This is a genomic window from Pseudomonas sp. LBUM1652, assembly GCF_059716105.1.
Map to the genome: position 1 here is coordinate 2,807,836 of NZ_CP166804.1, position 21,385 is coordinate 2,829,220.

2 protein-coding genes are annotated in these 21,385 nt (G+C 63.1%); both read left to right on the forward strand.

The window, feature by feature from the left end; translation table 11 throughout:
• Nucleotides 1-77 precede the first annotated feature (77 nt).
• Nucleotides 78-13,055 carry an amino acid adenylation domain-containing protein gene (locus ACA069_RS12850; RefSeq protein ID WP_497617824.1) on the forward strand — a complete coding sequence of 4,326 codons (12,978 nt, stop codon included), beginning with the start codon at nucleotides 78-80 and terminating at the stop codon, nucleotides 13,053-13,055.
• Nucleotides 13,052-21,352 carry an amino acid adenylation domain-containing protein gene (locus ACA069_RS12855; RefSeq protein WP_497617826.1) on the forward strand — a complete coding sequence of 2,767 codons (8,301 nt, stop codon included), beginning with the start codon at nucleotides 13,052-13,054 and terminating at the stop codon, nucleotides 21,350-21,352. Before ACA069_RS12850 ends, ACA069_RS12855 begins: the two co-directional genes overlap by 4 nt.
• The last annotated feature ends 33 nt before the right edge of the window (nucleotides 21,353-21,385 follow it).

Genomic DNA, 21,385 nt, shown 5'->3' on the forward strand with positions numbered 1-21,385 from the left:
TTTTTCCAGGCTGCGCGCCGCTTGCACGGACTGGCTGCTGCGCGCTCCTTTTTCCCGTATTTACAGCAGGTTACTCCATGCATTTCAGCGAACTGATGGCTGTTATTTCGACCCATGCGATCCGCCTTCAACAGGAAGATGAAGACCTGGTCATTTCGGGTGACGACGACGCGCTGGATGACGCATTGTGGGACAGCCTCGCTGCGCACAAGGCGCAACTGCTGGAACTGGTCGCCAGCCATGGCGGCGACTGGCTGAGCCCGGCGTTCCGGATCACGCCGGACATGCTGCCGCTGGTGACGCTGGATCAGGAAACCCTCGACCGCATCATCGCGGCGGTGCCGGGCGGCGCGGCGAATCTGCAGGACATTTACCCGTTGGCGCCTTTGCAGGAAGGCATGCTTTACCTGCACCTGTCGGCACCCGCAGGCGATCCGTATGTGTCGCAAGCGCGATTCGCTTTCGACAACCGTGAACGACTGGATGCGTTCGCCCAAGCGCTGCAATGGATGATCGGACGCCATGACATCCTGCGTACTTCTTTCATCTGGGAGCGGCTGGACGAGCCGCTGCAAGTGGTTCAACGCAAGGCTTCGCTGATCTGTGAAGAGGTCGAGTTGCAGGGCCGCGGTGATGTGCTGCAGCAGTTGCTGGATCGCTATGACCCGAAGTTCTTCCGCCTTGACGTGCAGCAGGCACCGCTGTTGCGGCTGGTGTTCGCGCAAGATCCGGCGAACGGGCGAGTGGTCGCGCTCTTGCTGTTTCACCACTTGATCATGGATCACATCGCACTGGACGTGGTGCGCCGCGAAGCGCAGGCGTATTTGCTCGGGCAGACCGCTCAGGTCGCCGCGCCCGTGCCTTACCGTGACCACTTGGCGCGGGCGCGTATGGGCGCCAGTGAACAGGCGCATGAGGCGTTTTTCCGCGAGATGCTTGCTGACATTGACGAGCCGACGCTGCCTTGCGGTTTGCAGGACGTTCAAGGCGACGGGCAGGCCATCGAGGAAACCTGGTTGATGCTCGACAGTGACTTGAGCCGAGCACTGCGTGCGCGTGCGCGGCAATTGGGCGTGAGCGTGGCAAGCCTGATGCACCTGGCGCTGGCGCGGGTGTTGGGCCAATTGTCCGGGCGTACGGCGGTGGTGTTCGGCACCGTGTTGCTCGGGCGGATGGAGGCGGGCGAGGGCGGTGAGCAGGCGTTGGGAATGTTCATCAATACGTTGCCGCTGCGAGTGGATGTCGGCGCGGAAAGTGTTCACGCCGCCGTGCTGAAGACCCACCGTCGCCTGACTGCGTTGCTCGCCCATGAGCAGGCCTCGCTGGCGCTGGCCCAGCGTTGCAGTGCGGTGGCAGTGCCGACGCCGTTGTTCAGCGCAATCCTCAACTACCGTCACAGCGCCGTCGAAGAAGTCGCCGAGGTGATTGATATCGCGCCCGGCGTTCAGGTGTTGGGCGCCCGGGAACGCACCAACTACCCGTTGACCGTCAACATCGATGACCTCGGCGAGGATTTGCGCATTACCGCGCTGGCGGACGCCAGCCTCGGCGCCGAGCGTATTGCCCGTTACTTGCACACGGCGCTGGAGGGTTTGGTTGAAGCGTTGCAAGCCGATCCGCAAAAGCCGCTGCACAGCCTGAATATTTTGCCGGCCAGGGAACGTGAACAACTGCTGCACGGCATTAACGCGTCGCTGGCACAGTTCCCCGATACGCCACTGATCCATCAACAATTTGAAGCCCATGCGCAGGCCCGGCCGGACGCCACTGCGTTGATCTTCGGTGAACAAACCCTGAGCTATGGCGAACTGAATCGTCGCGCCAATCAGGTTGCACATCACTTGCTGGCGCTGGGCATTCGCGCGGACGAGCGTGTCGCCATCTGCGTCGAGCGCGGCCCGCAAATGATCATCGGCTTGCTTGGCGTACTGAAGGCTGGCGCCGGTTATGTGCCGATCGATCCGGCGTATCCACTGGATCGAATTGCTTTCACGCTGCAGGACAGCGCGCCGGTCGCGGTGTTGATGCAAGCGGCGACGCGCGACCGCGTGGCGGATCTCGACGTGCCGACAGTCGATCTCTACAGCGCTCATTTAGGCGCCGAATTCGCCACTGACCCGCAGATCCCGGAACTGACCCCGGCGCACCTGGCGTACGTGATCTACACCTCCGGATCCACCGGTTTGCCCAAAGGCGTGATGGTCGAACACCGCAACGTCGCGCGACTGTTTTCGGCCACTCATGACTGGTTTCAATTCAACCCGCAGGACATCTGGGCGCTGTTCCACTCTTTCGCCTTCGATTTCTCGGTATGGGAAATCTGGGGGGCGCTGAGTTTTGGCGGGCAGTTGCTGCTGGTGCCGCAAGCCGTCAGCCGTTCACCGGACGACTGCTATGCGCTGCTGTGCCGTACCGGCGTCACCGTGCTTAACCAGACGCCGAGCGCGTTCCGGCAAATGGTCGCCGCACAGGCACGCAGCCCGTTGCAGCATGCCTTGCGCGAAGTGATTTTTGGTGGCGAGGCGCTGGAGCCGGGCCTGCTTAAGCCGTGGTACGCGCGAGTTGGCAATGCCGGGACGCGGTTGGTGAACATGTACGGCATCACCGAAACCACGGTGCACGTGACCTACCGACCGCTGGTCGCGGCGGACGCGCAGTTGATGGGCGTAAGCCCGATTGGTGTGCGCATACCCGACCTGCAACTGTATGTGCTCGATGCGCAACGCGAACCGGTGCCGGTCGGTGTGACCGGCGAGTTGTACGTCGGTGGCGCCGGGGTGGCACGCGGTTATCTCAACCGCCCGGACCTGACCGCCGAACGCTTTATTGCCCACCCGTTCAGCGGCCATGCCGAGGCGCGTTTGTACAAAACCGGCGACCTTGCGCGCTGGGCCGCAGACGGCAGTCTTGAATACCTGGGGCGTAACGACGACCAGGTGAAAATCCGCGGTTTCCGTATCGAACTCGGCGAGATCGAAGCACGCCTGGCCGCTTGCGCAGGCGTGCGCGAAGCGGTGGTGATTGCCCGTGAAGACAGCCCCGGCGAGCAACGTCTGGTGGCGTACTGGCTGGCTGACGAGGGCGTTGAGCCCAGTGCTGTGCAGTTGCGCGATCACCTGCAGGGTTCGTTGGCCGAGTACATGGTGCCGAGCGCCTTCGTGCGCCTCGATGCCTATCCGCTGACCCCCAACGGCAAACTTGATCGCAAGGCCTTGCCGCCACCGGACAGCGATGCGTTCGCCCGGCGTGGTTTCGAGGCGCCGGTGGGTGAGGTGGAAGCGCTCATCGCTGGAATCTGGCAGATCCTGCTCGGCGTCGAACAGGTCGGCCGGCATGACAACTTCTTCGAACTCGGCGGTCATTCACTGCTGGCGGTGAAGCTGATCGAGCGTATGCGCCAACACGAAATGCATTGCGACGTGCGCGTGCTGTTCGGCCAGCCGAGCGTGGCGGCGCTGGCGGCGACCTTGAGCACAGCCAGTGTCAGCGTGGTGCCGGGCAATCTGATCGAGCCCGGTTGCACGCACATCACCCCCGACATGCTGCCGTTGGCCACACTGGATCAGATCGGCATCGACCGGGTCATCGCCAGTGTGCCCGGCGGCGTCGCCAATGTGCAGGACATCTATGGGCTGGCGCCGTTGCAGGCGGGGATTCTCTATCACCACCTGGCAACCAGCGCCGGCGATCCCTATGTGTTGCAGGCGCAATTCGCGTTTGACGGTCTGGCGCAGATCAAAACCTTTGTCCGCGCCTTGAATGAGGTGATTGGCCGTCACGATATTCTGCGCACCAGTGTGGTCTGGGAAGGGCTGGAAGAACCGGTACAGGTGGTGTGGCGCGAGGCACCGCTGGCGCTGGAACGGGTCGATGCCGACGAACTCGACGGCGATGTACTGGAGCAAATGCAGGCACGCTTCGATCCGCGTACTGCGACAAAAACAGCACGCCTGAATCTCGACCAAGCACCGCTGATGCGCCTTGCTTATACCGAAGATCAGCCGCATAACCGGTGGATCGGGATACTTTTGCTGCATCACATCGTGCTCGACCACACGGCGCTGGAGGTGCTGGTAGCGGAAGTGAACGACGTCATGCATGGCCGGACAATCGATGTACCGGCGCCGGTGCAATATCGCAATTACGTAGCGCAGGCGCGGCTTGGCGCAAAAGAAGCAGTCCATGAGGCGTTCTTTCGCGACATGCTCGGCGATATCGACGAACCGACCCTGGCGTTCGGTTTGCAGGACGTGCACGGCGACGGCCGCGATATTCTCGACAGTCATGCAGCGCTGGATGCCGGCCTCGGCGAGCGTCTGCGCGAGCAGTCGCGTCGGCTCGGCATCAGTATTGCGAGTCTGGTGCATCAGGCGTGGGCGCAGGTGTTGGCGAAAGTCTCCGGTCAGCAGGATGTGGTGTTCGGCACCGTGTTGCTGGGCCGGATGCAGGGCGGCGAGGGCGCCGACCGTGCGCTGGGCATGTTCATCAATACGTTGCCGCTGCGCGTCAGCGTGGGCGCCGCGTCGGTGCAGGACAGTGTGCGCGCCACTCATCAATGCCTGGCGCAATTGCTCGGGCACGAGCAGGCATCGTTGGCGCTGGCTCAGCGTTGCAGCGGCGTATCGGCTGCACTGCCGCTGTTCAGCACCTTGCTCAACTATCGTCACAGTGCGGCGGATTCGGCGGCGCTGGCGTGGCAGGGCATTGAGATTCTCAGCTCTCGCGAACGCAGCAATTACCCGCTGGTGGTCAGCGTCGACGACCTTGGTAACGCTTTCCGGCTGAGCGTGCAGGCGGTGCCACAAGTAGATGGCGCGCGGGTGTGCGATTACTTGCAAACGGCGTTGCACGGTCTGGTAACGGCGCTCGAATACACGCCTGACGCGCCGCTGCAGCAGCTGTCAATCTTGTCGCCGAGTGAGCGTCAACGGGTATTGGTGGGTTTCAACATCACCGGCCGTGACTACCCGAGTGGGCAGCCCATCCAGCGTTTGTTCGAAGCGCAAGTCGCGGCGCGCCCCGATGCATGGGCGGCGGTGCAGGGTGAGCAGCGCCTGAGCTATCGCGAACTGAACCAGCGTGCCAACCGCGTGGCGCACCACCTGATCGGCCTCGGTGTGCAACCGGATGATCGTGTCGCCGTTTGTTTGCGTCGCGGCCCGGACATGCTCGTGGCGCTGCTGGCGATTCTCAAGGCTGGCGCCGGTTATGTGCCGGTCGATCCGGCACATCCGCGCGAGCGTATCGCTTATCTGTTGCAGGACAGCGAGCCGGTGGCGGTGCTCGCCCAGCCTTCGACGCGCGATCTACCGGGAAGCGTGCCGGTGATCGACCTGCACGGTGATGACTGGCAGCGCTTTCCGCAGACCAATCCTCAGTTGCCGGCACTGAATCCGGGGCATCTCGCCTATGTGATCTACACCTCCGGCTCCACCGGCCAGCCTAAAGGCGTGATGGTCGAACACCGAACTCTGGAAAACCTCGTGCACTGGCACGCCGAAGCTTTTGACCTGCACGCCGGCAGCCACACAGCGAGTGTCGCCGGCTTCGGTTTTGATGCGATGGCGTGGGAAGTCTGGCCAGCGTTGTGTGTCGGCGCGACCTTGCACCTGCCGCCCGAATCCATTGGCAATGAACACCTTGATGAACTGCTCGACTGGTGGCGTGCGCAGCCGTTGCAGGTGAGTTTCCTGCCGACGCCGGTGGCTGAATATGCGTTCAGCCGCGAGTTGGGCCACCCGACCTTGCGCACGCTGTTGATCGGCGGCGACAAGTTGCGGCAGTTCCCGAGTGATCAGACCTTCGACGTGATCAATAACTACGGCCCGACCGAGGCCACGGTGGTGGCGACGTCGGGGCGGATCGAATGCGGGCAGGTGCTGCATATCGGGCGGCCGATTGCCAATGCCCGAGTCTATCTGCTGGACAGCCAGCAGCAGCCGGTGCCGGTGGGTGTGCAAGGTGAACTGTATGTCGGTGGCGCCGGTGTCGCACGGGGTTATCTGAATCGCGCGCAATTGACTGCCGCGCAGTTCCTTGACGATCCATTCAGTGACGAGCCGAACGCCCGAATGTACCGTACCGGCGACCAGGCACGCTGGCTGGCCGACGGCAACATCGAATACCTGGGCCGCAATGACGATCAGGTCAAACTGCGCGGCGTGCGTGTCGAACTCGGTGAAATCGAAGCCGCACTCAGTGCTCACAATGCGGTGCAGGATGTCGTGGTGCTGGTGCGTGACGGGCGGCTGGTCGCGTGGTTCACCGAACGCGAATCTGTCGAAATTGCCGGACTGCTTACCCATTTGCAGGCCCGATTGCCGGACGCCCTGATCCCTGCAGCCTATGTGCGTCTGGACGCTTTGCCGTTGACGGCCAACGGCAAACTCGATCGCAAGGCGCTGCCCGAACCCGATGAAAGTGCGTGGCTCAGCCGCGCCTATGAAGCACCGCAAGGCCCGGTGGAAACCGCGTTGGCGCAGATCTGGGCGACTGTACTCAAGGTTGATCAAGTCGGCCGTCACGACAACTTCTTTGAACTCGGTGGCCATTCGCTGTTGGCGGTGAGCCTGATCGAACGCATGCGCCAGATCGGCCTGAGCGCTGATGTGCGCGTGCTGTTCAACCAGCCGACCCTGGCGGCGCTGGCCGCAGCCGTGGGGCGCGGGCGCGAAATCGTTGTACCGGCCAATCGCATCCCAGCCAATTGCACGCGCATCACCCCTGACATGCTGACCCTGACCGATCTGGATCAGGCCAGCATCGAACGCATCGTCGCCACTGTGCCCGGTGGTGCGGCCAATGTGCAGGAGATTTACCCGCTGGCACCGTTGCAGGAAGGCATTCTCTATCACCACATCAGCGCCGCAGACGGTGATCCCTACTTGCAGCAGTCACGTCTGGCATTCGCTGACATCGGGCATTTGCACGCCTTTGCCGAGGCGTTGCAAAGCGTGATCGCACGTCACGACATCCTGCGCACCAGCGTGGTTTGGGAAGGGCTGTCGAACCCGCAGCAAGTGGTCTGGCGTCAGGCGCCGATGAGCGTGCAAGCCGTTGCGCTGGAGTCGGCGGGCGGTGACATCCTCGGACAGTTGCACGGGCGATTCGATGCCCGCCACTTCCGTCTCGACCTTGGCCAGGCGCCACTGTTGCGTCTGGTGTATGCCCACGACCCGGCCCAGGACCGAGTGGTGGGGATGTTGCTGTTTCACCATATCGCCCTCGATCACACGGCGCTGGAGGTGGTGCGCCACGAGATGCAGGCCAGTCTGCTGGGCAGCACCGAACCGCTGCCTGCCGCGGCGCCGTATCGCAACTACGTGGCCCAGGCTCGCCATGGCGTCAGCGAGCACGAACACGAAAACTTCTTCCGCGAGATGCTCGGCGATATCGACGAACCGACCCTGCCATTCGGCTTGCGCGACGTACAGGGTGATGGCCGTGATATCGAGGAGCATGTGCTGGCGCTGCCGGCCGGGCTGAGCCAGCGTTTGCGTGTTCAGGCCCGGTTGTTCGGCGTCAGTGCGGCCAGCCTGTTCCATTTGGCCTGGGCGCAAGTACTGGCAGCGACAGCCGCTCAGCAACACGTTGTTTTCGGCACCGTGTTGCTGGGACGGATGCAAGCAGGTGAGGGCGCTGACCGGGCGCTTGGGGTGTTCATCAATACCTTGCCTTTGCGCATGGACATTGATGACCGCAGCGTCGGCGACGCGGTTCTGAGTTTGCACAAGCGGCTGGCCGCGCTGCTGGGGCATGAGCACGCGTCCCTCGCCCTGGCGCAACGTTGCAGTGGTGTGGCGGCACCGTTGCCGCTGTTCAGTTCGGTACTCAACTATCGACACAGCGTCGAGCGATCAGCGTCGGCACAGGCCTGGCAAGGCATCGAATTCCTCGCCCATGACGGGCGCACCAATTATCCGCTGACCCTCAGCGTCAATGACTTGGGCGAGGGGTTCAACCTGGCGGTCCTGACCCCGAGCCACGTCGGCGCGCAGCGGGTTTGCGATCTGATGCATACCGCTATCGCGTCGCTGGTGATGGCGCTGGAACACAACCCCGAACAGCCACTGAGTCGCCTTTCAGTCCTGCCCGCGTTTGAGCGCGATCGGGTGCTGCACGATTTCAACGCCAGTAGCGCCGATTACCCTGTCAGTCAGACCGTGCACGGATTGTTCGAAGCGCAGGTTCTGCGCACACCCCATGCGTTGGCTGTGCAGGCGGGTGAGCAGCGATTGAGCTTCTTGCAACTCAACCAACAGGCCAATCGCCTGGCGCATTACCTTGTCGGGATGGGTGTGGGGCCGGATACGCGAGTGGCGATCTGTCTCAAGCGCGGCCCGCAGATGCTGGTCGGGTTGTTGGCGATCCTCAAGGCCGGCGCTGCCTATGTGCCGATCGACCCGGCTTATCCGGCGGAGCGCATCACTTACCTGCTGAGCGACAGTGCGCCATTGGCGGTGCTGGTACTGGACACGCGGTTGCCGGGTGAGGTGACGGTGCCCTTGATCGATCTTGGCGAAGACCACTGGCAGGATTTATCGGCGGACAATCCCCGGATCAACGGCTTGACCGCGCACAACCTCGCCTACGTGATCTACACCTCCGGCTCCACCGGCCAGCCCAAAGGCGTGATGGTCGAACACCGGACCCTGGAAAACCTCGTGCACTGGCACGCTCAAGCCTTCGACCTGCATACCGGCAGCCACACTTCGAGTGTCGCCGGCTTCGGTTTTGATGCGATGGCGTGGGAGGTTTGGCCGGCGTTGTGTGTCGGTGCGACCTTGCACCTGCCGCCCGAATCCATTGGCAATGAACACCTTGATGAACTGCTCGACTGGTGGCGGTCGCAGCCGTTACAGGTCAGTTTTTTGCCGACGCCGGTGGCCGAATATGCGTTCAGCCGCGAGTTGGGCCACCCGACCTTGCGCACGCTGTTGATTGGCGGCGACAAGTTGCGGCAGTTCCCGCGTGATCAGACCTTCGACGTGATCAATAACTACGGCCCGACCGAGGCCACGGTGGTGGCGACGTCGGGGCGGATCGAATGCGGGCAGGTTCTGCACATCGGGCGGCCGATTGCCAATGCCAGGGCCTATGTACTCGATGCGCAACAGCGTCCGGTGCCAGTTGGCGTCGCGGGTGAGTTGTACGTCGGTGGTGCGGGCGTCGCTCGGGGTTATCTGAACCGTGACGATTTGACTGCCGAGCGGTTCATCAACGACCCGTTCGGCCCCCAAGGTGCGCGTATGTACCGCACCGGAGACCTGGTGCGCTGGCTGGCCGACGGCAATATCGAATACCTGGGCCGCAACGACGATCAGGTCAAACTGCGCGGTGTACGGATCGAACCGGGCGAAATCGATGCGGCGCTCGCCAGCCATCCAGCGGTGCAGGAAGCGGTAACGCTGGTGCGCGACGGGCAATTGCTGGCCTGGTTTACCGAGCGCACGTCAGTCGCTATCGAGGACTTGCGCAAGCATCTGCAAAACCGCTTGCCACAAGCCCTGGTGCCGGCGGCCTACGTGCGACTGGACGCTTTGCCGCTGACCGCCAACGGCAAACTCGACCGCAAGGCTCTGCCCGAACCGGATCAAAGTGCATGGCTCAGCCGCGCCTATGAGGCACCGCAAAGCCCGGTGGAAACCGCGCTGGCGCGGATCTGGGCCGAGGTCCTGAAGGTCGAACAGGTTGGCCGCCACGACAACTTCTTTGAACTCGGCGGGCATTCGTTGCTGGCAGTGAGTGTGATCGAACGCATGCGCCAGATCGGCCTGAGCAGCGATGTGCGCGTGCTGTTCAATCAGCCGACCCTCGCGGCGTTGACTGCTGCGGTGGGCAGTGGTCGTGAAATCGACGTACCGGTCAATCGCATTCCAGCCGATTGCACGCGCATCACCCCGGACATGCTGACCCTTACCGATCTGGATCAGGCCAGTATCGAGCGGGTCGTCGCCACGGTGCCGGGTGGCGCGGCCAACGTGCAGGATATTTACCCGCTGGCGCCGCTGCAGGAAGGCATTCTTTACCACCACATCACTGCCGCCGAACGCGACCCGTACGTGCTGCAATCGCGAATGGCATTCGCCAGCGTCGAGCGCGTCGAGGCCTTCGCCAACGCGCTGCGGCACATCATGCAGCGCCACGATATTTTGCGTACGGCCATCCTCTGGCAGGGCTTGGCCGCGCCGCTTCAGGTGGTGTGGCGTCATGCCGAGTTACCGGTGCAGGAGGTTGCGATCGAGCAACTGCTGGAACAGCGCCTGGATCTCAGTCAGGCGCCGTTGATTCGGCTGCTGTATGCCCGCGATCCGGCCAATGACCGCGTGGCGGGGCTGTTGTTGTTCCATCACATCGCCCTGGATCACACCGCGCTGGAAGTGGTGTGTCACGAGATGCAGGCGAGTCTGCTGGGGCTGACCGAGCCGTTACTGGCGGCGGTGCCGTATCGCAACTACGTGGCTCAGGCCCGATTGGGCATCAGTGAACAGGAGCACGAGGCGTTTTTCCGCGACATGCTCGGCGACATTGATGAGCCGACCTTGCCGTTCGGTTTAAGTGAGGTGAACGGCTCGGCCAGCGCTTACGAAGAAACCGCTCAGGCTTTGCCCGAGGCATTGGCGCAACGCTTGCGCAGTCAGGCGCGACAAGGGGGCATTAGCGTCGCCAGCCTGTTTCACCTGGCCTGGGCGCAGGTACTGGCGGCCACCTCCGGGCAGGAACGCGTGGTCTTCGGCACCGTGCTGATGGGGCGGATGCAGGGTGGGGCGGGGGCCGATCGCGGGCTGGGGATGTTCATCAACACCTTGCCACTGCGCGTGGATGTCGGCGACCAACCGGTGCGCGCCGCGCTCAAGGCAACGCATGCGCGACTCACCGGACTGCTTGGACACGAGCACGCTTCTCTGGCACTGGCCCAGCGTTGTAGCGGTGTCGCTGCGCCGGCGCCGCTGTTCAGCGCGATGCTCAACTATCGGCACAGCAGCGCAACCCAAACGCAAGCGCACCCGGCCTGGCAGGGCATCGAGACGCTGGCCGGCGAAGAACGCACCAACTATCCGCTGAGCCTCAATGTCGACGATTTGGGCGCGGGTTTCAGAATCACTGCGATTACCTCGGTAGAGGTCGGCTCGCAACGGATCTGTGCTTACGTGCAAACGGCGTTGAGCGTGCTGGTCGAGGCACTGGAGCAGGCGCCGCAAAAACCGCTCTATCGCCTGTCGATCCTGCCCGATCAGGAGCGCCAGCGACTGCTGTTCGACTTTAACGCCACCACGGTTGACTACAACCTGGAGCAAACCCTGCACGGCATGTTCGAGGCGCAAGTGCTGCGAACCCCGCAAGCGCCAGCGGTGCAAGTCGGTGACCAGCGCTTGAGCTTCGAGCAGTTGAACGAGCGCGCCAACCGGCTGGCCCATCACCTGCGCGATCTTGGCGTACAGCCGGATTCGCGGGTGGCGATCGGCGTCGAGCGCAGTGTGCAAATGGTCATTGGCTTGCTGGCGATTCTCAAGGCGGGGGGCGGGTATGTGCCACTCGATCCGGATTATCCACCGGAACGCATCGCTTACATGCTCGCCGACAGCGCTCCCGTGGTGCTGCTGGTGCAGAGCGCTACGGCCGGGTTGGCAGCTGAAGTGGCTGTGTCGGTGATCAATCTGGATCAGGAAACCTGGCAGGACTTGTCGGCGGACAATCCGCCAGTCGCCGGGCTGACACCCAACCATCTGGCCTACGTGATCTACACCTCCGGTTCTACCGGCCAGCCCAAAGGGGTGGCCAACGAGCACTCGGCAGTGGTGAACCGCCTGCTGTGGATGCAGGACGCCTACGCGCTGACACCGGCGGACGCGGTGCTGCAAAAAACGCCGTTCAGCTTCGACGTATCGGTCTGGGAGTTTTTCTGGCCTCTGATGACCGGTGCGCGGCTGGTGCTGGCCCGTCCCGGCGGACACAAGGAGCCGGCCTACCTGAGTGAAGTGATCGAAAGCGAGAACATCACCACCGTGCATTTCGTGCCATCGATGCTCGATGTGTTTCTCGCCCACGGCCAGACCGAGCGTTGCGCAGGGCTGCGTCAGGTCATGTGCAGCGGCGAAGCATTGCCCGGCAGTCTGGTGCGGCGGTTCAAACAACAATTGCCGGCCAGTGAACTGCACAACCTGTACGGCCCGACCGAAGCGGCGGTGGATGTCACGGCCTGGCATTGCACCGGATCTTGCGAAGACATTCCAGACAACACGCCGATCGGCAAACCGATCGCCAATACCCGGATGTACATCCTCGATGCGTGGCAACAACCAGTGCCGCAAGGCGTGGTCGGCGAGTTGTACATCGGCGGTGTGCAAGTGGCGCGGGGGTATTTGAACCGTGCCGAGCTGAGCGCCGAACGGTTCCTCAACGATCCGTTCAGTGATCAGACGCACGCGCGGATGTACCGCACCGGCGACATTGCCCGCTACCGTGCCGACGGCAATATCGAGTATCTGGGGCGCAACGACGACCAGGTGAAAATCCGTGGGCTGCGCATCGAGCTTGGCGAGATTCAGGCAGGCCTGACACAGATCGGCGGCGTGCAGGAAGCGGTCGTGGTTGCCCGCGAAGATGTTCCAGGGGACAAACGCCTGGTGGCCTATTACACCGGCGCACGGCTGGACGTCGACATTCTGCGTGGGGCGTTGCTGCAGCATCTGCCGGACTACATTGTCCCGGCGATTTTCGTCCATCTCGACCGCTTGCCGCTTAGCCCCAACGGCAAACTCGATCGCAAGGCGTTGCCTGTACCGAGTCAGCACTCGGTGAGCAGCCGCGAATACGAAGCGCCGGTCGGTGAGTTGGAAATCATCCTGGCGCGGCTCTGGTGCGAGTTGCTCAACGTCGAGCGGGTAGGGCGTCACGACCATTTCTTCGAGTTGGGTGGGCATTCGTTGCTGGCGGTGAGTCTGGTCGGACGCCTGCAACAGGAAGGCATGGAAGCGGATGTCAGGGCGTTGTTCGAACACCCGACCCTGGCCGGTTACGCGGCAATCACGGAAAGAATGGAGATCGTCCTGTGAACGTGAACGAACTGTTGGTGACGTTGAAGGAAAAAGACATCCAGTTGGCGGTCACCGATGACCAGTTACGGGTCAACGGCAACAAACAGGCGTTGAGCGAGCCGGCCCTGCTGGCGTCGCTGCGCGAGCACAAGCCGGCGCTGATCGAATTGATCAAGGCCGGGGCGTACTCGGCAGCGAGAGCGGGGCAGGTCGAGGTGCCGGTCAATGGCATCGTCCCAGGCTCCACGCGAATCACGTCGGCGATGCTGACGCTCGCCGAGCTGAGTCAGGACCGTCTCGATCAATTGATCGACACCATCCCCGGTGGCGCCGCCAACGTGCAGGACATCTATCCGCTGACACCGTTGCAGGAAGGCATCCTCTACCACCATGTCAGTGCCACCCATGGCGATCCGTACGTCATGCAGGCGCATTTTGCGTTCAGCGGGCCCGCGCGCTTGCAGGCGTTCGTCCGGGCCTTGCAGACCGTGATCGACCGTCACGACATTTTGCGCACGGCGGTGTTCTGGGAGGGCCTTGATACGCCGTTGCAAGTGGTCTTGAGAACCGCCGAGCTGCCGCTGGAAGAGGTGCAGTTGGAAGTGGCCGACGGTGACGTGCTGACGCAGTTGCACAAGCGTTTCGACGCCCGGCATTTTCGCCTCGATGTCTCCCGTGCGCCGCTGTTGCGTCTGGTCCACGCGTGGGATCCGCGCGAGGAGCGCATCGTCGCCATGTTGCTGTTTCATCACATGGCGATGGACCATTCCGCGCTCGCGGTGGTCAGCGAAGAGCTGCAAGCCTGTCTGTCAGGATTCGCTGCTCGATTGGGGCCGCCCGTGCCGTTTCGCAACTACGTGGCACACGCTCGATTGGGGATCAGCGAGCAGGAACATGAAGCCTTTTTCCGCGACATGCTCGGTGACATTGACGAGCCGACATTGCCGTTTGGTTTGCAAGGCGTCCACGGTGACGGCAGCGATATCGAGGAGCTCAGTCTGGCGCTTGATCCGCTACTCGGTCAGCGTTTGCGGGCACAGGCACGGTTGCTGGGGGTGAGTGTCGCGAGCCTGTTTCATCTCGGTTGGGCGCAGGTCTTGAGCGCGCTGACCGGTAAATCGAATGTGGTGTTTGGCACCGTGCTGATGGGGCGGATGCAAGGCGCTGAATCCACCGACCGCGCCTTGGGGATTTTCATCAACACGTTGCCGTTGCGGGTCGATGCAGGGGCGCAAGCGGCGGGCGAGGCAGTGAAGGCCACCCATGCGCGCCTGACCACCCTGATGCGCCACGAACACGCGCCGCTGGCGCTGGCCCAGCGTTGCAGTGGCGTGGTGGCGTCTTCGCCGTTGTTCAGCACGCTGCTCAATTACCGGCACAGCGCGTCGAGTGCCAATGCCAGCGCCGAGGCGCTCGCAGCCTGGGAGGGCATCAGCGTTTTGCGTTCGGAAGAACGTACCAACTACCCGCTGACCCTGAGCATCGACGATTTTGCTGACCGCTTCAGCCTGACGTTACTCGCCAGCACCGAGGTCGACCCCCACCGAATCTGCACCTACATGCTGTGCGCGGTGGAAAATCTGCTGCTGGCCCTGGAGCGCACACCGGACACCCCGTTGAATCAATTGCCGGTGTTGCCGCCGGCCGAGCGCGAGCAGGTTGTGTCGGGGTTCAACGCCACTCACGTCGAGTACCCGCCGGCGCAGCCCCTTCATCATCGTTTTGAGGCTCAGGTTGTCGACCGGCCCGACGCGTTGGCGGCGGTGTATCTGGGTGAGCCATTGACGTTCGCCGAGTTGAACCATAAGGCCAACGCCCTGGCCCACTATCTGATCGGGCTGGGCGTGAAACCCGACGATCGGGTGGCGATTGTCGCCCGACGCGGCCTGCAAACCCTGGTCGGACTGCTGGCGATTCTCAAGGCCGGGGCCGCTTACGTACCGGTGGACCCGGCGCACCCCGCCGAGCGCTTGAGCTACCTGCTCAGCGACAGTGCGCCGGTGGCTGTGCTGACATCCAGTGATCTTGCGCAGCGCCTGCCCGTTCTGGACGTGCCGGTGATCGATCTTGACCCGTGCACCTGGCCGCTGGGCACCACCCATAATCCCCAGGTGCCGGGCCTGAATACCTCGCATCTGGCCTACGTGATCTACACCTCTGGCTCCACCGGCCTGCCCAAAGGGGTGATGGTCGAGCACCACACGCTGTGCAATCTGGTTGACTGGCACTGTGCGGCCTTCGATTTATGCGCCGGTCGCCACACCTCAAGTCTGGCCGGGTTCGGTTTCGATGCCATGGCATGGGAAATCTGGCCGGCGCTGTGTGCAGGCGCGACCTTGCATATCGCCCCTGCCCACGAAGGCAGTGATGACATTGATGCCTTGCTCGCCTGGTGGCGTGCGCTGCCGTTGGACGTGAGTTTTCTGCCGACGCCGGTTGCCGAGTACGCCTTCAGCCAGAACCTGGAACATCCGACCCTGCGCACGCTGCTGATCGGTGGCGACCGGTTGCGGCAGTTTTCGCGCAATCAGCACTTCGACGTGATCAACAACTACGGCCCGACCGAGACCACCGTGGTGGCAACGTCCGGGCGCATCGAGGCGGGCGATAGGTTGCACATCGGTAAACCGGTGAGCAATGCGACGGTGTATCTGCTCGATGATCAACAGCGTCCGGTGCCGATTGGCGTGACGGGAGAGTTGTATGTCGGCGGCAGCGGTGTTGCCCGCGGCTATCTGAATCGGCCGGACCTGAGCGCCGAACGCTTCCTGCGCGATCCATTCAGCCGCGTACCTCAAGCGCGGATGTACCGAACTGGCGACCTGGCACGCTGGCGGGTCGACGGCACCCTCGAATACCTGGGGCGCAACGATGATCAAGTGAAGATCCGTGGCGTGCGCATCGAGTTGGGGGAAATCGAGAACCGCCTCAACCAACTCCCCGGCATTCAGGAGGCGGTGTTGCTGGCTCGCGAGGATGAACCGGGGCAGACACGACTGGTGGCGTATTTCACCGAGCAGGCGCAGGTTCAGCCATTGGCCGTGGCTGAACTGCGCGCGCAGCTTCTGACGCAGTTGCCCGAGTACATGGTGCCGTCAGCCTTCGTGAAACTTGATGCGCTGCCGCTGACCGCCAACGGCAAACTCGACCGCAAGGCCTTGCCCAAACCTGAGCGCTCGGCGCTGTTCACCCGGGCATACGAGGCGCCGCTGGGTGAAGTGGAAACCACGTTGGCGCAGATCTGGGCCGAGGTGCTGCAGGTTGAACGGGTCGGGCGTCGGGATCACTTTTTCGAGTCGGGCGGCCATTCGTTGCTGGCCATGCGCATGGTCGCGCAAGTACGACAGCGCCTGGGCGTCGAGCTTGCGCTGGGCGAGTTGTTCGCCAATGCCGAACTGGCGGCGGTGGCGCAAGCGTTGACCCAGGCCGGGCGCTGTACGCAGCCGCCGATTCTGGCCGTGCCGCGCGAAGGGGCGCTGCCGCTGTCATTTTCCCAGCAGCGATTCTGGTTTCTGGCGCAGATGGAAGGTGCCAACACGGCGTACAACATCCCGATCGGCCTGCGCTTGCGAGGCGTGCTTGACGACGATGCACTGCAACGGGCGCTGGCCCGCATCGTCGCGCGTCACGAGACCCTGCGCAGTCGTTTTGCCCCGTTCAACGGCGACGCACAGGTGCTGATTACGCCGGTGGACAGCGGTTTGCTGTTGCGCGTCGAGGATTTGCGCCTGCACCCACAGGCTGACGAAGCTTTGCTCGCGCTGATTCAGGGCGAGGCATCGGGGCCGTTCGATCTGGAGAGCGATCCATTGATTCGCGGACGGTTGGTGCGGTTGGCGGACGATCACCATGTGCTGTTGATTACTCTGCACCACATCATCTCGGACGGCTGGTCGATGGGCGTGCTGACCCGTGAACTGATGGCGCTGTATCAGGCGTTCAGGCATGGCGAGGACGATCCGTTGCCGCCGCTGGCGTTGCAGTACACCGACTACGCGCTGTGGCAACGCCGCTGGTTGAGCGGCGACGTATTGCAGCGTCAGAGTGAATACTGGCAACGCACGCTGGCCGACGCCCCGGCCTTGCTCACGCTGCCCACCGACCGTCCGCGTCCGGCGCAACAGGACTATGCCGGCAGCAGCGTCGAGGTGCGCCTGGACGAGCGCTTGAGCGCCGGGCTCAAAGCCTTGAGTCAGCGTCATGGCGTGACCTTGTACATGACGATGATGAGTGCCTGGGCGATGGTGCTCAGTCGCTTGTCCGGGCAGGCTGATGTGGTGATTGGCTCACCGGTGGCCAACCGCTCGCGAGCCGAAATCGAAGGTTTGATCGGCCTGTTCGTCAACACCCTCGCATTGCGCATCGATACCTCGGGAGCGCTGAGCGTCGAAGCGTTGCTGGCGCGGGTCAAGGCGCTGACGCTGCAAGCCCAGGCGCATCAGGATCTGCCGTTCGAACAAGTGGTGGAAATCACCCGGCCGGTGCGCAGCCTGGCGCACAGCCCGCTGTTCCAGACCATGCTCAACTGGCGTAACAGCGATGGTCCGGCGCTGGCCTTGGGTGAACTCACGCTGGAGGCCGTCGCAGAACCGAGCCACTTCGCCAAGTTCGACCTGACGCTGACCCTGGGCGAAGCGCAGGGCGGTATCGGCGGCTGGCTGGAGTACGCCACGGCACTGTTCGATGAAGCAACGGCGCAGCGGTTTATCGGTTACTTCCAGCAGTTGCTGCAGGCGATGGTCAGCAATGATCAAGCGGTGCTGGAACACGTGCCACTTGTCGATGACGAGGAACGCCTGCGATTGCTGGTCGACTTCAACGCCACTGAACGGGAGTATCCGCAAACCCTGACTGTTCACCGCGTGTTTGAACAGCACGCGGCGGCGCGAGGCGAAGCCGTTGCGGCGATGCATGGCGCGCAAGCGTTGAGTTACGCCGAGTTGAACCGCAAGGCCAACCAACTGGCCCATTACTTGATGGCTCAGGGCGTAAGCCCCGGCGACCCTGTGGCGATTCTGTTGCCGCGCTCGCTGGATCTGTTGATCGCGCAACTGGCGATCATTAAATGCGCGGCGGCGTACCTGCCGCTGGACATCAACGCGCCTGCCGAACGTCAGGCGTTCATGGTTCAGGACTGTCAGGCGGCGGCCTTGCTGACGGCGACCGGTGCCGTATTCGATGACCCGGTGCGCCGGATTGATCTGGATGCCCTGGCACTCGACGGGCAACCGTCGCACAACCCGCAACTGCCGCAGTCGGCAGAGTCTTTGGCGTACATCATGTACACCTCCGGCTCAACCGGTACACCGAAGGGCGTGATGGTGCCGCACCGGGCGATCACCCGGCTGGTGATCAATAACGGCTACGCCGATTTCAATCCGCTTGATCGGGTGGCCTTCGCTTCCAACCCGGCATTCGATGCCAGCACGATGGATGTCTGGGGGGCGCTGCTCAATGGTGCTCAGGTTGCAGTGATCGACCCAGCCACCTTGCTCGACCCGCAGGCGTTCGGGCACGAGTTGCGCCGCTGCGGGGCGACCATCCTGTTTGTCACCACCGCGCTGTTCAACCAGTACGTGCAACTGATTCCCGAGGCACTCAAAGGTCTGCGAATCCTGCTCTGCGGTGGTGAACGGGGTGATCCGGCGGCGTTTCGCGCTCTGCTGGCGCAGGCGCCGGATCTGCGTCTGGTGCACTGCTACGGCCCGACGGAAACCACGACCTACGCCACTACTTTTGAAGTGCGCTCTGTTGCGAACGATGCCGACAGCGTGTCGATCGGTGGCCCGATTTCCAACACCCGTGCGTATGTGCTCGATGCCCATCAGCAACCGGTGCCGTTTGGTGTAATCGGTGAGCTGTATATCGGCGGGCAGGGCGTTGCGTTGGGTTACTTGAATCGACCTGAACTGACTGCCGAGAAATTCCTCCGCGATCCGTTCAGCGCCAAGCCTGAGGCAATGATGTACCGCACCGGAGATCTGGTGCGCTGGTTGGCGCCGGGGCAACTGGAGTGCATCGGGCGCAACGACGATCAGGTGAAGATTCGCGGCTTCCGCATCGAGTTGGGTGAAATCGAAAACCGCCTGTTGAGCTGTCCGGGCGTCAAGGAAGCGGTGGTACTGGCCCGGCGCGACGGACAGGAACCGATTCGCCTGGTGGCCTATTACACGGCGCATGATGCCAGTCTGCAAAGCGCCACCCTGCGTGCGCTGCTGCAAGCACGCCTGCCGGAGTACATGGTGCCTGCGGCCTGGGTGCGCCTCGACACGCTGCCGCTGAACAACAATGGCAAGGTCGATCGCAAGGCGTTGCCGGAGCCGACACCGCAAGCCTTGCTCAGTCGCGTTTACCAAGCGCCGACCAATCCCGTGGAGGCGAATCTTGCCCGGCTTTGGGCTGAGGTGTTGCAGGTCGAACGCGTCGGCCGCCACGACAACTTCTTTGAACTGGGCGGGCATTCATTGTTGGCGGTGCGTCTGGTCAGCCTGCTGCAACAGAACAACCAGACGATCACTTTGGCCGAACTGTTCCAGCATCCGACTGTGGAGTCTGCGGCAACGCTGCTCAGCTCGCGCAACGGTGTTGCCGAGCCGCAAAACGGTCTGGTCGTGGTGCGTGCCGGCCGTCATGGCACACCGTTGTTCCTGGTGCATGAATTCAGCGGCCGGGACGTGTATTTCCCGGCGCTGGGCACGCACATCGCCGGTGAGTTCCCCATCTATGGCTTGCCGGGCATCGACCTCGGGCAACCCCAGCTGCGCACGATGGAATGCCTCGCGGCGCGGCTGGTCGGGATTATCCGTGCACAGCAGCCTAGTGGGCCGTATCGACTGGCCGGCTGGTCGTTCGGTGGCGTACTGGCGTATGAAATTGCCCTGCAGTTGCTCGGCATGGATGAGTGGGTGGAATTCCTCGGCTTGATCGATACCTATGTGCCGCGTCTGGCCGACCCGGACAAGGCACGCTGGAACGATGCCCATGTGCACAAGCGCCAATTGTTGCTGCACTGCACGGCGCATTGGGCCGGGCAGGGTGCCGAGGGGCAGCAAGCCCTGGCTCGCCTGGCCCTGCTGCAGACCGAGCTGGAGCCGATGGGGTTCGCGGAGCTGTTCGAGCGCTGCCGGGAGCAACAATTGTTGCGTCCGGAACTGGCGGCGATCGCTTCGACGGATGCCTGGCACTACCTCGACCGGGAAGTGGCCCACGGGCATGCGCTGGCGCACTACCGGATTGCTCCGATTCCGCTACCCCTGCATTTACTGCGCGCTCAGGAGCGCTCGGCGCAAATGTCACTGCTCAGCCCGACGCGGGGTTGGGCCGAAGAGCTGCCTGCGGGTTTGCTGCATTGCATCGACGTACCCGGGGATCACCAGAGCATGATGAAGGCGCCGCATATCGGTGCCCTGGGACAAGCGCTGGGTCAGGCACTGGACGGGGCGAAGGTTCCTGCGCCCGTCACTTATCAGCCGTTGTTGACGGTGCAGACCGGCCACCCCGGGCATGCACCGATCTTTTGCGTACCCGGCGCGGGTGACAGCGTCACCGGGTTTATTCACCTGACCGAGGCGCTTGGGCCGGAGTGGCCGATTCACGGTCTGCAACCGCGCGGTCTCGATGGCGCCACGGTGCCGCACAGTCAGGTCGAGGCCGCCGCCAGGTTTTATTTGCAAGCCATCGAGCAACTCTACCCGCAAGGTCCGGTGCACCTGATCGGCCATTCATTCGGTGGTTGGGTCGCCCACGCCATGGCCGCGCAATTGCAGGATGCCGGGCGCAAGGTCGCCTCGTTGACCCTGATCGACAGCGAAGCGCCCGGCGGTAACGGTGTGGTGGGCAAACCGTACACGACCACTGCTGCGCTACAGCGCTTGATCGAGGCGTTGCAGCTGTCTTCCGGTAAATCGCTGGGTATCGATGCGCAGGCGTTTGCCGAGGCCGATGACGCTTTGCAGATGCGCCTGTTGCACCAAGGCATGGTGCGTGCCGGCGTGCTGTCCGCACGCTCATCCGAACAGGCGATGCATGGCCCGGTGCGCACCTTTGCCACTGCGCTGCGCACTGTTTACCAGCCACGCCAGGCTTACACCGGCCTGGTGCGGCTGGCGCTGGTCGACGACCCGACGCTGGACGCGGCGGGCAATCAGCGCGAGCAAGCGGCGATGGTCGAAGGCTGGCAGCGCCAGGTGACGGATCTGGCGGTGTGGTACGGGCCGGGCAACCACTTCACGATTCTCAAGGCGCCCAACGTCTTCAGTCTTGCGGCGTGGTGGCATGACGGCTTGTCGGTGCCGGTTAACGAAGTGCTGTCCTGAGTGTTGTTTATCTACCAGAGCCCGGCCGCTGGC

What these genes read in the sequence shown, in the direction of transcription:
- ACA069_RS12850 (WP_497617824.1), top strand. Translation starts at nt 78, where the DNA reads ATGCATTTCAGCGAACTGATGGCTGTTATTTCGACCCATGCGATCCGC.